Source organism: Sulfurimonas sp. (genome assembly GCF_041563495.1).
Taxonomy (GTDB): domain Bacteria; phylum Campylobacterota; class Campylobacteria; order Campylobacterales; family Sulfurimonadaceae; genus Sulfurimonas.
Map to the genome: position 1 here is coordinate 60290 of NZ_JBFFMZ010000002.1, position 15032 is coordinate 75321.

Annotated in this window: 15 protein-coding genes; 3 read left to right on the top strand and 12 right to left on the bottom strand. The window is 35.5% G+C overall.

Going from position 1 to position 15032, the window contains the following annotated elements; genetic code table 11:
- Positions 1-14: 14 nt before the first annotated feature.
- Together ABYK18_RS02285 and ABYK18_RS02290 are read right to left on the bottom strand one after the other, a co-directional pair.
- Positions 15-974, bottom strand: coding sequence for an ABC transporter permease (locus ABYK18_RS02285; protein ID WP_373034984.1), 960 nt, complete (start codon positions 972-974; stop codon positions 15-17).
- A gap of 148 nt (positions 975-1122) precedes the next feature.
- Positions 1123-2424: a porin gene (locus tag ABYK18_RS02290; RefSeq protein ID WP_373034985.1), complete on the bottom strand. Its 1302-nt coding sequence runs from the start codon at positions 2422-2424 to the stop codon at positions 1123-1125.
- Between the two features lie 113 nt (positions 2425-2537).
- Between ABYK18_RS02290 and ABYK18_RS02295 the strand changes: the two genes are divergently transcribed.
- Complete coding sequence (locus ABYK18_RS02295; RefSeq protein WP_373034986.1) at positions 2538-2897, top strand: hypothetical protein; 360 nt, start codon at positions 2538-2540, stop codon at positions 2895-2897.
- A 9-nt stretch (positions 2898-2906) separates the two neighbouring features.
- Here ABYK18_RS02295 and fabI read toward each other — a convergent pair whose 3' ends face one another.
- From fabI to gap, 4 genes are read right to left on the bottom strand one after another with little or no spacing between them, the layout of a single operon-like run.
- On the bottom strand, positions 2907-3728 hold the full coding sequence (gene fabI, locus ABYK18_RS02300) for an enoyl-ACP reductase FabI (RefSeq protein ID WP_373034987.1): 822 nt from the start codon (positions 3726-3728) through the stop codon (positions 2907-2909).
- Positions 3729-3739: 11 nt separating this feature from the next.
- On the bottom strand, positions 3740-4453 hold the full coding sequence (locus ABYK18_RS02305) for a triose-phosphate isomerase (RefSeq protein WP_373034988.1): 714 nt from the start codon (positions 4451-4453) through the stop codon (positions 3740-3742).
- A gap of 3 nt (positions 4454-4456) precedes the next feature.
- Positions 4457-5659 (bottom strand): phosphoglycerate kinase, encoded by a 1203-nt coding sequence (pgk, locus tag ABYK18_RS02310; protein WP_373034989.1) that lies wholly within the window; start codon positions 5657-5659, stop codon positions 4457-4459.
- A gap of 8 nt (positions 5660-5667) precedes the next feature.
- Positions 5668-6669, bottom strand: a complete 1002-nt coding sequence (gene gap, locus ABYK18_RS02315) for a type I glyceraldehyde-3-phosphate dehydrogenase (RefSeq protein ID WP_373034990.1) — start codon at positions 6667-6669, stop codon at positions 5668-5670.
- A 76-nt stretch (positions 6670-6745) separates the two neighbouring features.
- Between gap and nadD the strand changes: the two genes are divergently transcribed.
- Positions 6746-7288 (top strand): nicotinate (nicotinamide) nucleotide adenylyltransferase, encoded by a 543-nt coding sequence (gene nadD, locus ABYK18_RS02320; RefSeq protein ID WP_373034991.1) that lies wholly within the window; start codon positions 6746-6748, stop codon positions 7286-7288.
- Positions 7278-7613: a ribosome silencing factor gene (gene rsfS / locus ABYK18_RS02325; protein WP_373034992.1), complete on the top strand. Its 336-nt coding sequence runs from the start codon at positions 7278-7280 to the stop codon at positions 7611-7613. Before nadD ends, rsfS begins: the two co-directional genes overlap by 11 nt.
- A gap of 39 nt (positions 7614-7652) precedes the next feature.
- Here rsfS and ABYK18_RS02330 read toward each other — a convergent pair whose 3' ends face one another.
- From ABYK18_RS02330 to ABYK18_RS02355, 6 genes are all read right to left on the bottom strand, one after another.
- Positions 7653-9107, bottom strand: a complete 1455-nt coding sequence (locus ABYK18_RS02330; protein WP_373034993.1) for an OprD family outer membrane porin — start codon at positions 9105-9107, stop codon at positions 7653-7655.
- A gap of 67 nt (positions 9108-9174) precedes the next feature.
- Positions 9175-10623 (bottom strand): membrane-bound lytic murein transglycosylase MltF, encoded by a 1449-nt coding sequence (mltF, locus tag ABYK18_RS02335; protein WP_373034994.1) that lies wholly within the window; start codon positions 10621-10623, stop codon positions 9175-9177.
- 29 nt (positions 10624-10652) lie between these two features.
- Complete coding sequence (locus ABYK18_RS02340) at positions 10653-11927, bottom strand: ArsS family sensor histidine kinase (RefSeq protein WP_373034995.1); 1275 nt, start codon at positions 11925-11927, stop codon at positions 10653-10655.
- Positions 11927-12589 carry a response regulator transcription factor gene (locus ABYK18_RS02345; RefSeq protein WP_373034996.1) on the bottom strand — a complete coding sequence of 221 codons (663 nt, stop codon included), beginning with the start codon at positions 12587-12589 and terminating at the stop codon, positions 11927-11929. The genes ABYK18_RS02340 and ABYK18_RS02345 overlap by 1 nt, the downstream gene beginning before the upstream one ends.
- 45 nt (positions 12590-12634) lie before the next feature.
- The gene (gene feoB / locus ABYK18_RS02350) at positions 12635-14773 is read right to left on the bottom strand and encodes a ferrous iron transport protein B (RefSeq protein WP_373034997.1); all 2139 of its coding nucleotides are present in this window, start codon (positions 14771-14773) and stop codon (positions 12635-12637) included.
- Positions 14770-14997, bottom strand: coding sequence for a ferrous iron transport protein A (locus tag ABYK18_RS02355; RefSeq protein WP_373034998.1), 228 nt, complete (start codon positions 14995-14997; stop codon positions 14770-14772). The genes feoB and ABYK18_RS02355 overlap by 4 nt, the downstream gene beginning before the upstream one ends.
- Positions 14998-15032 lie beyond the last annotated feature (35 nt).

Consider the following 15032-nt stretch of genomic DNA (forward strand, 5'->3'; position numbering starts at 1 on the left):
GTTTATTTTACTAATTAACCTCTTTTCATATACGGATTTAATTTCAAAAGAATTAAATCCGCTACCATATTCCCTAAAAGCGTTAAAAAAGCCGTTATCATCAAAGTACCCATAATAATAGGATAATCTCTGCTTAAAGCACTCATAAAAAAGAGTTGTCCCATACCTTCAATACCAAAAATGGACTCTAAAATAACACTACCGCCTATCAGTCCCGGCAGAGATAAACCCAAAAGAGTGATAATAGGAGGAAGAAGATTTGGAAGTATGTAAAAACGGAGCAGTTTCTTTTTACTAAGTCCGCGAGAGAGTGCAAAATAATAATAATCACTTTTTAATATCTCTAAAGTCAAAGATCGTATATAGATAATCATACTCCCAAGACCTACAAATATCATAACTCCGACCGGTAACACAAGATGCCACGCCATATCTGTATAATATGCAAAACCTGTTTTTTCTTCTATAGAATGAAGTCCCGCTATTGGAAAAAGGTCTAAATTCAGAGAAAAAAAGATTATAAACAGAAGTGCCAAATAAAATGAGGGCATTGAAAAGGAAACAAGAGATATTTGACGGATAATATAATCACTTTTTTTCTCATACGACAAAGCTGCTTTTATTCCCAAATATAAAGAAAGGACAAAAACTGCAATCAGTGCAGTAATATTCATAATTAGGGTTATAGGAATGCGTTTTAGGATTTCTGCAGTTACGTCTTGTCCGCTTACAAAAGAGATTCCAAAATTAAGAGTAGCTATGTTCTTGACCCAGTCAACATACTGACCAAAAAGTGACTTGTCCAATCCATAAACAGCTTTTAGCTGCTCTATCGCTTCTTTGGTCATATTCGGGTTTAACTCGCCTGCAGCAAAAAAACTGTTTGGCGCAGCATGAATTGCTAAGAATGAGATAACTGAAATCAAAAGCAGCATAAACAGTAGATAAAAAAGTTTTTTTGATATGAATAACATGGTAAATATTATATCTAAAGAAATTAAAAGGAGGGTTCATCTTCCAAAAAACAGGGAAGAGAAGATGAACTCATAATGGACATAAACATGCCTTATTCAAGATCGGCATGTTCATTATAGGAGGGAAGATTCCAGGTAAGAGAAGAACCTAGAAGTTATAAGTTAAATAAAGTTGTACAGTATTGTACGCATCACCTTTAGTGTTACCGGTTTTAATATTATCAGCATCTGATTTTGTATAGATGTAATATAGACCTGCGTCTAATGGACCAAAAGATCTAGCTACTTCAAAAGTTACTTCAGCAAAATCTTTCTCAGTTGCAGTATTATCTCCATTTTTACCGATAGTTGCCTGAGTATAGTAAATACCTAAATCATATCCTGCAACAGGAGCAGTAACAGTTATATTGAATGCACTAGTGTCAGCCTTAGAAATTTTTCCATAGTACCACCATGCTTCAGTATAAAGTTTTGACTGAGAACCGGCTAAGTTATATCCAGCTCCAAGACTCAAACCACTGTCTTTTTCTTCACCAGTTTGTGAATAAGAAACTTTAGCAGTAACAACATCTTTTTTCTCATAACCTAACATTACTGCATATGCGTTATTGCTTGAATCCTTAGTTATTGGAAGCATTGTACTTTTTGTGTAGTTTGTAGCAGTGTACTGAACACCCGCTAAAATACCATCAAGATTTAAATCAGCTTGTACCCAATAGTTATTTAAATAACTAGGAGCATCATAATACCATGCTTGAGCAGTTAAGGGCTTCCAGGAGTTATTTATAATACCGGCTGCAAACGCACCTTTATAAAACTGTGAGAAGTTTGTAGTACCTTTTGCATTTACACTTTGCATAGTACCGGCTGCATTTCCAAAACCAGTCACACTTGAGTTAGTCTCATTACTACCTCCTGTAACACCGTTAACAATATTATTACTGTTAGTTCCACCGACATAAGCACCGACTAAAGTAGTATCAGGAATATCTTGATTGATTACAACAGCTGCTTCAAAAGTATTTTTAGCAATTGACCAAGATTCTGTAAATACCATTGGAGTATCTAGTGTCATACGACCGGCTTTAGCAGTAGTTTTACCGTATGTACCTGCTAGCCATGCTTCATCAAATAAGAAATAATCACTAGTTCCATTTGTACCTTCCCAAACATTATCAACAAGTTGCCCTTGCAGACCTAATGTTGTAAGCGCTGTTAAGTGTGCACCTGACGATACACCTTTTGTTAAATCAGCACTAACACCTAGACCAAGTGCAGCCTGACCTGTTGATGATGTATGGTCAAACAAAGATGCTGTTGCATTAGCATTATCGTCATCTTGTGTACTATAAAACAACTTAGCATCACCGCTAACTTTTACATTTTCAATTGCAAATGCAGCTGAACCTACCAGTAGCATTGCTACTAAACTTAATCTTGTAAATTTCATAAATTCTCCTTGATATGTTTATAAACATGTAAGAGAAGTTTATCATAACCTATTTTTATAAACACCTGTTTATTGATTAATATTTAATCAGTTGTTTATACTATAATTTCAGCATGGAAAATTTAAAGATAACAATAATTGCAACTATATGTATGCTTGGTTTGAACGCTTGCGGCTCAAACGCATCTGTATCACCATCTCAAAATGAAGCACTAAACAGTGTAACAAATTCCACAGCAGAGAAAAACAATAAAGGTTCTATGCAAAAATCGCTTGATGGCTGGTTAAAAGATGAGTGGACTCCAAAAGTTGAAAAAGATGAAGCTATAAAAGAAAAGAATCAAGATAAGACAAGAGACTTCAGAATTCAAGACTATGTAGAAAAGAGCGAAGTATATATTAGAGAGTCCAACTCTACGACGCAAGACTCACATTATAAAAAAATGGAGTCTATGCCGGTTATTGGAAAATAAAAAAGTAAATCAGTCTTTCATATCCCATGAAAGAACTGTTTTACCGTCTTCAGTTGTCTCAGCCGCAGCCATACCCATAATATTGTACCCGCTGTCTACATAGTGAATCTCACCGGTAACACCTGATGCCAAATCACTTAAAAGATACATTGCAGAGTTACCTACTTGTTCTGTTGTAACATTTTTCTTTAAAGGTGCATTGATTTCATTCCAGTTAAGGATTTGTTTAAAATCGCCAATACCAGCAGCAGCTAAAGTTCTAATCGGTCCTGCAGAGATTGCATTTACTCTTTGACCTTTTTTACCAAGATCGACAGCCATATATCTAACAGCCGATTCAAGTGCAGCTTTTGCAACACCCATTACATTGTAGTTAACAATGTATTTTGGTCCGCCAAGGTAAGAAAGAGTTAAAATAGAGGCATCATCAGCTAAAACAGACTCTAAACGGTTTGTTAAGTCAATAAGTGAATATACAGATACATCCATAGCAATTTGAAATGCCTGTTTTGAAGTTTTGATAAAAGGCTCACTTAGTGCTTCTTTTGGAGCAAAAGCCACAGAGTGTACTAAAAAGTCAATCTTGCCAAAATCTTTTTCAATCAACTCTGCGATTCCTGCCATATGCTCTTCGTTTGATACATCAAGTTCATAAACTTTATCACTTCCAAACTCTTTAGCAATCGGTTCAACTCTCTTTTTAAGTGCATCGTTTAAATATGTAAATGCCATTTCAGCACCTTGATCAGCACAAGATTTTGCGATTCCGTAAGCTATTGATTTATTATTTGCAAGACCTACGATTAGACCTTTTTTACCCTTCATTATCATATATAGTTTCCTTAATTTTTATTTTCAATTGATTGTGCATATTCGCACATTGTACAAAAGTGATCTACATATAATGCAGCACTTCCAACTAAAATTCCATCTACATTATCTAAAGCCAAAACATCTTTAGCATTTGTGACTTTAACACTGCCTCCGTACAAAAGAGGTGCAGATGATTTTTTCTTTAACTCTTTATGTATTGATTCTATCTCTTCAAGCGTAGGTGTTAATCCCGTTCCGATTGCCCAAACAGGTTCATAAGCAATAATCAGATTTTCATAAGAGACATCTATACCTTCATATTGAGCCGAGATATATTCCATCATAGGTTCATGACCTGCTTCTCTAATCTCTAAGGGTTCTCCGATGCAATAAACTATCTTAAATCCGAGTTCTTTATAAAAGTTGAACTTTTTTATAAGCTCTTCTTGAGACTCACCAAGGATATGACGACGTTCACTGTGACCGATTAAAATAGTATTTATACCAAACTCATCTAAATGTTCTTTACCTGTTTCACCGGTAAATGCTCCATTTACGGTTGCATATGCATTTTGAGCACCGATGACCACTTTTCCGCTGTGAGCATTTAGTGAAGAAGCCGCAGGAAAAACTAAAACTTCCTGAGAAATCTTGTTTTTATTCAAAAAACTTTCTAATTCATCTACATATTTCGCAGTCTGTTTACGAGTTAAATTTGTTTTTAAATTTGCAGCTATTATCATGCTTTATGCCTCTTCTTCAATAACTAACGGTGCAACACCTGGAAGTACTTTACCTTCTAAAAGCTCTAAAGAAGCTCCTCCGCCTGTAGAGATAAAACTTATCTCATCATCAACACCGACACGTTGAACAAGATCAGCAGTATCTCCGCCGCCAACTACAGTCGTAGCGTAGCTATCCGCAACAAAATGCGCTATTTTACTAGAACCTCTGGCGAACTTGTCCATTTCATAAACACCCATCGGTCCATTCCAAAGAACGGTCTGAACATCATTTAGTCCTTCACGATAGAGTCTTACTGTAGCCGGACCTACATCAAGTCCCATCCAATTATCAGGAATCTCTTGCGCCGTAACTATCTTACTGACTGCATCTTCAGAAAATTTCTCAGCAGCGACAATATCTACTGGAAGGTAAAACTTCACACCTAACTTTTTAGCTTCATCCATAATATGCTGTGCATCTTCAAGAAGGTCATCTTCTACCAAAGAAGCACCTATGTTATAACCCATCTGCTTTAAAAACGTAAATGCCATACCCCCGCCGATAAATATTTTATCAACTTTTGGAAGCAGGTTTATAAGTGCTTCAAGTTTACCCGAAACCTTAGAACCGCCTACAATAGCAGCAAACGGACGAACAGGAGCATTGATTAACTTACCGAAAAACTTAATCTCTTTTTCCAGTAAAAAACCGGCCGCTTTATGTTTGTCATCGAAAAAGTGTGTAATACCTTCAACAGATGCGTGAGCACGGTGACTTACACCGAATGCATCGTTGATGTAAATATTAGCCATAGAAGCAAGCTTCTGTGATAAATCTTTATCATTATCAGTCTCGCCTGCTTCATAACGAAGATTTTCTAAAAGTAAAACTTCTCCGTTTTTAAGTATTGAAGCTTTTGTCAAAGCATCTTCTCCAACAACATCATTAGCCATTTTTACATCTCTTTTTAGTAGATGCTGTATTCTTCTGGCTACCGGTACTAAAGAGTATTTCTCATTTACCTCACCCTTAGGGCGTCCAAGATGAGATGCTAAGATAACTGCACAATCTTGATCTAAGCAGAAGTTTATAGTTGAGATTGCCGAACGAATTCTTCTATCATCAGAGATGTTTCCGAATTCATCCATAGGTACGTTAAAGTCACATCTAATAAAAACTTTTTTAGCGTACAGGTCTAGTTTTTTTATATTTAGTAATTCCAATTTCTGTCCTATTTGCTGATATGAAGTGCCATGTCAAGAAGTCTCATTGAATAACCCCACTCATTGTCATACCAAGCCATTATCTTAACCATATCTCCACCGATAACCTGAGTCAGGTCTTCAGCAACAATCGAGCTGTACTCACAGCCAACGAAGTCTTGAGAAACTCTCATCTCTTTATCCATTAGTAAAAGACCTTTTAGCTTAGTATCTGCCATCTCATTAAATACTGCAGTTACTTCTTCAATAGAAGTCTTTTTACCCACGACAACATTTAAGTCTACCATAGAAACATCAGGAGTAGGCACACGAACACTTTGACCGTGAAGTTTACCTGCAAGCTGAGGCATAACAAGGCTGATAGCTTTAGCCGCACCAGTAGTTGTTGGTATCATATTGATAGCACCTGCTCTTGCGCGGCGTTTATCTTTTGAATGTTTTACATCTAAAATATTCTGATCATTTGTATATGAGTGAATGGTTGTCATCAAACCTTTCTCAATTCCGAATGCATCATCAAGCACTTTTGCAACAGGACCAAGACAGTTTGTCGTACACGAAGCATTTGAAACTATTTTTTGACCGTCATAATCACCCTCGTTAACACCCATTACAAATGTCGGAGTTTCTTTATCTTTCGCAGGAGCTGAAAAAAGAACTTTCTCCACGCCGTTGTCTATGTGAACTTGAGCTGATTCTTGAGTTAAAAACACACCCGTACACTCTAAGACCATATCTGCACCACAATCAGCAAAACTCAAGTTTTTAGGATCACGGTCACTGAATATTCTAATACTTTTACCATCAATGCTAATGTTGTTTTCATCAACTTGAACTATATCACTAGCAAATGTTCCATGAACAGAATCATTTTTTAGTAGATAAAGCATCATATCCATACTTGCCATATCATTTATAGCTACAATTTCAACGTCATCCCTTGTAGCTGCAATACGAGCTACACAACGACCAATTCTACCAAATCCGTTAATTGCTATTTTAAGTGCCATTATATTTCCTAAAATTAAAAAAATTGTATTATTTTAGCTAAAACTAGCTATAATTCGCTTTAAATTTGGGAACCCTATGAAAACTATTGCACTATTTGGCGGCTCTTTCGATCCACCGCACATCGCTCATGAGGCAATTGTCAAGGCTTTACTAAATATAGAAGAGATTGACAAAGTCGTTGTTATGCCGACATTTTTAAACCCGTTTAAATCACAATCTTTTGCACCCTCAAAGCTAAGGCTTAAGTGGCTAAAAGAGATTTTTTCTGATTACAAAAATGTGGAAATAAGTGAATTTGAAGTATCAAAAAACGAAAAAGTACCTACTATAGAGAGTGTAAAGTATCTTTTAAAAAAATATAAAAAAGTTTATCTCACTATTGGCGCTGACAATTTAGAGTCTCTTCATAAATGGCAAAATTTTGATGAGTTAAAAAGTTTGGTAACATTTATCGTTGCTTCAAGAGATAAAGTAAAGATACCGAAGGGTTTCATAAAACTGGATATAGACGTAGATATATCTTCCACTGCTTTAAGAAAAAGTATAGACATAACACAATTGCCGCAGAAGTGTGCGATTGAAATAGAAAAATATTACAAGGAACACAATGAAAGATAGAATAGAAAGTATTATTAACTCTTTAGATAAAAACAAAGCAGAGGGTATAGAAGTATTTGACTTAAGAGATAAAAATTATTTTGTTGATTATGCCATTATAGCTTCATCACTCGGTGTTAAACATACAGCTGCTTTACTTAACCATCTTAAAGATGATATCAAGCCCGAAGAAAAATTCAACAATGTTGATGAGAGCGGTGACTGGATAGTTATCGACTTAGGTGATATTCTTATACATATTATGACACCTGAATACAGAGTTAAATATGATATGGAGAGCTTCTTAACTGCTCTTGCTGACGGAAAAGAAGGCGAGGCTCTTTAATTAGTTTGCAAAAGGAATAAAATTCCTTTTGCTTCGATACTAAAAAAAGTAATTCAACTCAAAACGATACTCATTATATGAAGTATCACTTTTATAATCAACCCCATTCGATTTTAAAATAGAATCATCCATATTCACAAAACCAAGTCTAACCTTAGCCTCCAAGTTCTTGCCTATATTTTGACGGGCATCTATATGTATTACACTGCTATCAGCCTGCACTCCATCTTTTTTATTATCAAAATCTTGTATAGCATAACGAGCCATGATGCTAAAACCTGGAATTAACTTAGCTTTAGAAAAATCATAACCGGCCCTGATCATATATGTCTTTGTATTTGCATACCAGTTATACTGAGACATTGCACGTGTAAACCCGCCGGTAGGAAATCCTCTCCATGGAGCTATAATATCCGCTTCATCAGCAATTTGTGAATAACCTATACGACCTAAGAATGCTTTATTCTTTACATCTAATCTCAGGGCAAGTAAATTAGAATCTAAACTTCTTGCATTATTATATCCGACATGATTACCTGCCAAGTTGGCAACATCATAAGATGCACCGAGGTTATCAAATTGTTGCATATATCTGATTCCGGGTGCAACTCTCCATTCACCGCCAACAGCAATTGTATAGTGAGCTTCAAGGGCAAGGTTACTTACAACATCAGGAACCATTGCATAGCTTATATTAGCTTTTAGATTCTTAATAGACTTGTTTTCAACACAAACTATTGAGAGTGAATTGTTATTTCCTATTCTAGCTACGGTTAAATTTTTATTTACGCCGGAATCATCATTTTCTTCCCATCCATTATATGCAATTACATCGTGGGCAACCGTATGATCACGAAGTTTCTGCGAAGCAAAATATGCAAGTTTGATTGCAGTTTTTGGAATATCTTTAATAACGGCACTAATTCCGTCAAACGTATTTGGTATCATCTTTGTATCATTTGATTTTGTAAAAACAGACTCAAATATTTGGCGGCCGCCATAAAATGAGGTTTTAGCTATATCGTATTGTAAATAAGCTTGCCCGACAACCGTCATACCGAAGTTTCCTGTTTTATCTGTATCATAACGGCTAAAGGTATCTTTACCGGCTTTTAAATAGCTTACTTCGCTGGCATCCATACGATAAAAAGAAGGATTTTGAGATGTATATAATCCAACAGTGGCACTTACTCTATTAAGTGGTGCAGACTTATATATAATACTACCGCCGACACCCATCGCTCTACCGTCTTTTACGCTGCCTGCTTTATCTTCGTTTTGCCAGTCCCAGTAAAAACTGTTTAATCTAAGACGACCATAGAACATACCGTTTGAAAAAGCTTCTGAAATTGTATCTGCTGAAGATGGAAGTTTATTATATTCCAAAGCCATACTTGGCTTTAAAGTAATCTTGTCATTTTTTAATGTGGCATTCGCTGATGTACCAAATAATAAAACAGCTAAAACCATTAAACTTGATATAGTGTTTTTCATACTAAACCTTTGATTTATTATACTTTTCGCATGCTATCATCATCTCTCTTAATGGTTAGTGAAATAACTACTTTTTACTTTTATCTTCTTCGTTTTGTAAATTATTTTCTTTATTTGCATCATCATTAATGTTTTGTAAAATATCTCTGTAATCATATATAGAATCAACATATCTGACAGGTTCACTTCCTCTTGCATATCCATGCTTGAGTGTTTGATAATATCTTTTTTGCGAAAGAAGTGGAAGAGCTTGTTTAAGATCACTCCATATATTTTGATTTAAACCCATTTTCTTGGTTAGTCTTTGTGCGTCTTCTATATGCCCCATACCGATATTATAAGCAGCCAGTGCAAATTTAAGTCGGTTTTCTCCCTCAACTTCTTTGGGAAGATTTTTTAGCATCTGGTTTAGATGCCTTGTTCCACCTTTTATACTTTGCTCAGGATTTAGACGATTTTTAACACCCAAAAGTTTTGCTGTACGACGTGTTAACATCATTAACCCTCTAACTCCCGTAAAACTCTTTGCTTTTGGATTCCAATGGGATTCCTGATATGACTGTGCGGCTAAAAGTGTCCAAGGTATCCCGTACAAATCTGCGTATTTTTCAAAGTATTTTTTGTATTTTGGCAGTCTGGATTTAACTCGTTTGTAAAACATCTTGTTATCATAATAGTCAAAAAACAGTACATAACTGTAATAATGGTCTTTTAATTGTGCAAGCTTACCGCTTTGATTATAACTGTTAAACCATTCATACATACTAGCTTCCAACTCTTTTGAATCAGGTGTTAAAACCCATGCCAACTGCTCTCTTTCACTTATTACAAACGCAAGTGCTATATGAGGGAAATATCTTTGATTTAATGCATAAATATTAGAGTCTGCAATTGTACAATCTATCTTGTGAGATGCAACCTGTTCTAACAATTCTTCTGTGGATAGTTCAGAATCAAGTGTAGCATTTATATCAAACCCGTCGTTTTGTAAAGACTTGATAGTCTCACTGTAACTTGTTCCTTCTCCTACGGTAATACTAAGCCCAGCAAGGTCTTCTACATCTCTTGGAAATTTCCCGCTGCCCAGCATACCACGGTTACAAATAACCTGTTCTTGAACTTCAAAGTATGACGGTCCGAAGTTAAAACTTTTTTCACGCTCTTTTGTTTTAGCTAAAGATGCAGAAGTAATATGTATATGCGGAAATTTACTGAATTTTATGGCTTCTTTGATTGTATTGGCGGTAGTTATATTTAGAGTGACTCCAAGATGCTTGGCATATGCATGAAGTAAATCATATTCAAACCCCTGCGCTCCATCCGCACCGATATAGTATGTTGATGGAGCATTTAACAATGCAACGTTAAGAACTTTTGTCTTTTTGATTTGATCCAAAACGGATGGTTTCTCTATCCTTTTTCCAGGCTTATATGCAGAATGACTGAGCCAGCCAAATACAAAAAAAGAAAGAGCAAAAACAACAGATAAAACAATTCTAATATTTCTGTCAAACATATTCATTACATTAGTTTACAGATAAAAACTTATGCAAATATAAAACGATTTACCCCATTATCATACTCATGTGCTAAAACCTGATCATGTACCTTAAGTATCGAGTCTACCAGATACAGACCGAGACCAAAACTATTTTTAGAAGGGTTTTCCTTTGTAAATGGTTCTATATAGTACTGAAGAGGATGAGAAATACACTCCCCCTTACTATCAAAACAGAGTTCATTATTTATAATTGAAATTTTCACATGTGCATCCGGAGAATACTTAATGCCGTTATCTATCATATTTTTTATAGCCGTTGTGTATAGTCTGTAACTGACTGTCAATTTTGGACTTGCCCCTATATCTATAGTTACACTGCTTCTATCGACCATCGCCATATCAATAGCTCCGTCTATTATGTCAATAAGCCTGTACTCTTTAAAATCACTCTTATCATGCACACTTGTAACTTCCTCAATAAGAGCAAACTCCTCCACTAATGTTTCGAGTCTACCGAATATGGAGCTAAATCTGTCCCTTTGCTTTTGAGTTTTAAGCATCTGCGTAGCAATAGTCCCTTTTGCTATAGGTGTCTTTAGCTCATGCATTATATTTCTTAAAAAAAGTGTTCTTGAATCTAAAAGGGAGTTGATTTTTTCTCTCGTTGACTCAAGTTCGTTTGAGACCAGTGCTATTTCATCTCTTCCTGAAGTCTTAAATGAGATGTTCATATCACCGTCACCGTAAAGTGCTATCTTTCTTCTTAGGCGAATAAGAGGTCTGAGTCTTTGTAAAATAAGCACAAACGATATAGATATAATCAAGATGATTGTTAAATAAGAATATGCGATAGAGTAATATTTATATGGCTTTAACTCTTCATCCTGGATTAAAACCGAACCAATAGGAGATTCAATATAGAAATATATGACTTTACCAAATCTTAACATTGAAATTCTAAGGTCACGAACAATTTTTTGAGTATAAAGACCCTGATTATTCAGCATGATAGACTCATCGACCCTTTTAAAATTTCTTTGCTTTAGAAGCTTTGCTTTTTCCAGGATAATTTTTTGTTCATGTTCATCTTTTTCTATAACAAACTTATACACCGCCAAGTTTGCCTCAAGCATAATTTGTGAAGTCTTTTTCTGTAGATGCTCACGATAAATTTGAGTGATTGTTTCGTGTTTTGAGAAAATATGTTCTATATATTGATGTTTATTTAACTTGTAAAATTCCCAAAAGACTGCACTTACACTAACTAAAGTTACGGCTAGTGCAAAGAGTACAGTTATGAGGACGGCGTGTTTTCGCATTATTTAAGTAGTTTGTATCCAACACCGCGAACTGATTCGATAAGAGTTTTGTCACCTAATTTATTTCTGATTCTGCCTACCATAACATCTATACTTTTATTTGAAGAATCCTCATTTATAGCATTTACATTATGAATCAAATCTTCTCTTGAGACAACTAATCCCTGCTTGGCGATCATATATGCTAAAATTCCAAACTCTGCATTAGTCAAATCTATATTTCTGTTTTTGTATGTAATCATCATCGATGAAGTGTCACATTTAAAATCACTTTTTGATTCTTCTTTTGCTTCTGATTTTGCCGCGTAGCGTCTAAGAACCGAGAGGATTCTAGCTTCTAACTCTCTTGGGTCGTATGGCTTAGGAAGATAATCATCAGCACCAAGTTCAAGTGCTTTTATTTTGTCTGTAACATCGCTTCTTGCCGAAGATATAATGATAGGAATATCCTGTCTCTCACGAATTGCCTCACAAACTTCCAGTCCATCCATCCCGGGAAGAGTCAAATCCAATATTACTAAATCAAACGGCTCTAGCTTTAATATACTCACCGCTTTAAAAGGGTCATCTTCTGTAATAACCTCAAACTCAAACTGCTCCAGATACTCTGTTAATATCTCTGCCAGTTCCAAGTCATCTTCAATCATCAATATTTTTTTCATATGCAAATTCTAACAGAGATAAACTAATAGCTGGCTAAGCGGACATCATGTCAGCATTAAAGTTACATTGTATGCTATAAATGCAAGTGAATATGCGACAATAGAAGTAAATGCTAAAAGATAGAAAAAGTATTTTATACCGCCTGCTTCACGGGTAAATACGATAGATGCCGCCAAACACGGAAGATATACCATAATGACAACAATAAACGCTATTGCAGATGCAAAAGGGATATTTTTACTGATTGCCGTTTTTAAAGAGTTGTCCTCTTCGTTTACATTATCACCCAGAGCATATAAAACTCCAAGAGTCGACACTACCACTTCTTTGGCGGCAAGTCCTGTTTGAAGTGCTACACTCATTTTCCAGTCAAAGCCGAGCGGTTCAAAAACAGGTACTGAAAACTTTCCGATTTGACCTAGATAACTCTGTTCTAAGTGAGCAACTGCTTGTTCATTTGCAATTTTATTTTTTTCATCTTTATCTATTGCCTTTTCTATTTTAGAGGCGTACTCTTCTTCTACGACCAAGTTATGAGGATAATTACTCAAAAACCAAATAAGCATAGATGCTGCCGCGATAAAAGTACCTGCTTTTTTCAAATACATCATAGTCTTAGTTAAAACCGTATGCCAGATAAGTTTGGCCGATGGAAGTCTATACTTTGGCATCTCCATAACAAAAGGTTCATCAGCGCCTTTAAAAGCGGTAAGCTTTAGAATCTTGGCAGCTATCAGCCCTATAATCGCTCCACTTATATAGATGGCAAAAAGAATATTTCCTGCCATTTCAGGAGAGAAAAAAGCACCTGCAAAAAGTACGTAAACAGGAAGTCTGGCTCCACAACTCATAAAACCTATAATAAAAAGCGTAAGCAGCCTGTCTCGGTCGTTTTTAAGTATTCTTGCACTCATGTATGCAGGAATAGAACATCCAAAACCCGTTACTAATGGGATGAAAGATTGTCCGTGCATCCCGAATTTATGGAAAAAACCATCAAGTAAAAATGCGACCCTCGACATATATCCGGTACTCTCAAGCAGTGCTATTCCAATAAAAAGTATAATAATATTTGGAACAAAAAGTACAACGGCACCTACACCTGCTATGATTCCATCAACTATTAAAGAACGTACATCATCATTTGGAATTGTCGCACCGACTGTATCACCGAACCAGCCAAAGAATGCATCTATCCAATCCATAGGAATTGAACCTATCTCAAAAGTAAGTTGAAACAAAGACCACATAAAAAACAAAAATATCGGTATCCCGAAAATCGGGTGAATCAGAGTATTATCTATTTTTTCTGTTAATGTCTTTTTCTCTTCAATGACTTCTTGATTTAAGACCTCGGCAACTATACCTCTGTTAAAAGATGCATACTCTTCGGCAAATGATTCTTTAATATCATCACTGTCATGGTGAAGTTCAATATGCTTTGAAGACTCTATAAGGATAGGCTGAAGCTCTGTCCAAATAGGGTCATCATGAAGTTTAGCATAAGTCTTTTTATTGTTTTTCAATAGATTTATAGCCACATTTCTGTATGAATTCACCGCTTCGTACTTGTGTTTTGCAAGATAATTTACGATTGTGGAAATCTCTTCTTCAACCGCTTCACCAAAGATTAGTTTTGTTTCCTGTTTTTCTTGTTCTCTTACAGAGATAACTGCATCCAAAAGTTCTTCTATGCCCAGCTTGGTAGCTGCCGATACTTTTACACAAGGTATACCAAGAAGTTCAGACATATATGCAGAATTGATGTCTATGCCCTCTTTTTGGGCTTCATCAGTCATATTAAGAGCTATAACCAAACTTTTGCTCATACTCATCAACTCAGAAGTCAATTGAAGGTTTTTTTCCAAGTTTGTAGAATCAACCACATTGATTATTAAATCATAACTCTCGGCACACAGATAATTATGAGTAACTCTCTCTTCAATAGTATAATCGGTAAACGCATATGTCCCAGGCAAATCAACTACCGTAAAATGATAATCTTTATAATCAAACAGAACTTCTGTTTTATCAACCGTAACACCTGAAAAGTTTCCTACATGCAGATGCGCATTTGACACAGAGTTGATAAGCATACTCTTACCTACATTAGGCTGTCCGACAAGTGCAATTTTTATGTGTTTGGCTATTATCGGACAAGCTTTTTCTTCTGCTCCATTCATAGTTTTTCTACCTCTATCAACTCAGCTTCTTGTGCCCGAAGAGCTATTCTCATCTTTCCTACCTTTACTTCTATAGTGCTTTTTGCAGGAGAGTATTCAAGAACTTCTATTATTGCCTCTTTCATAATTCCAAAAGAGATGAGCCTCTGTTTCAAATCAGTAGATGCGTGTAATTTTATAACTTTTACTTTGCAAGCTTTTTTGCAATCTTTCAATGTTTTCATATTTTAATTCTTGTTAAATTTTTATAATGATAATA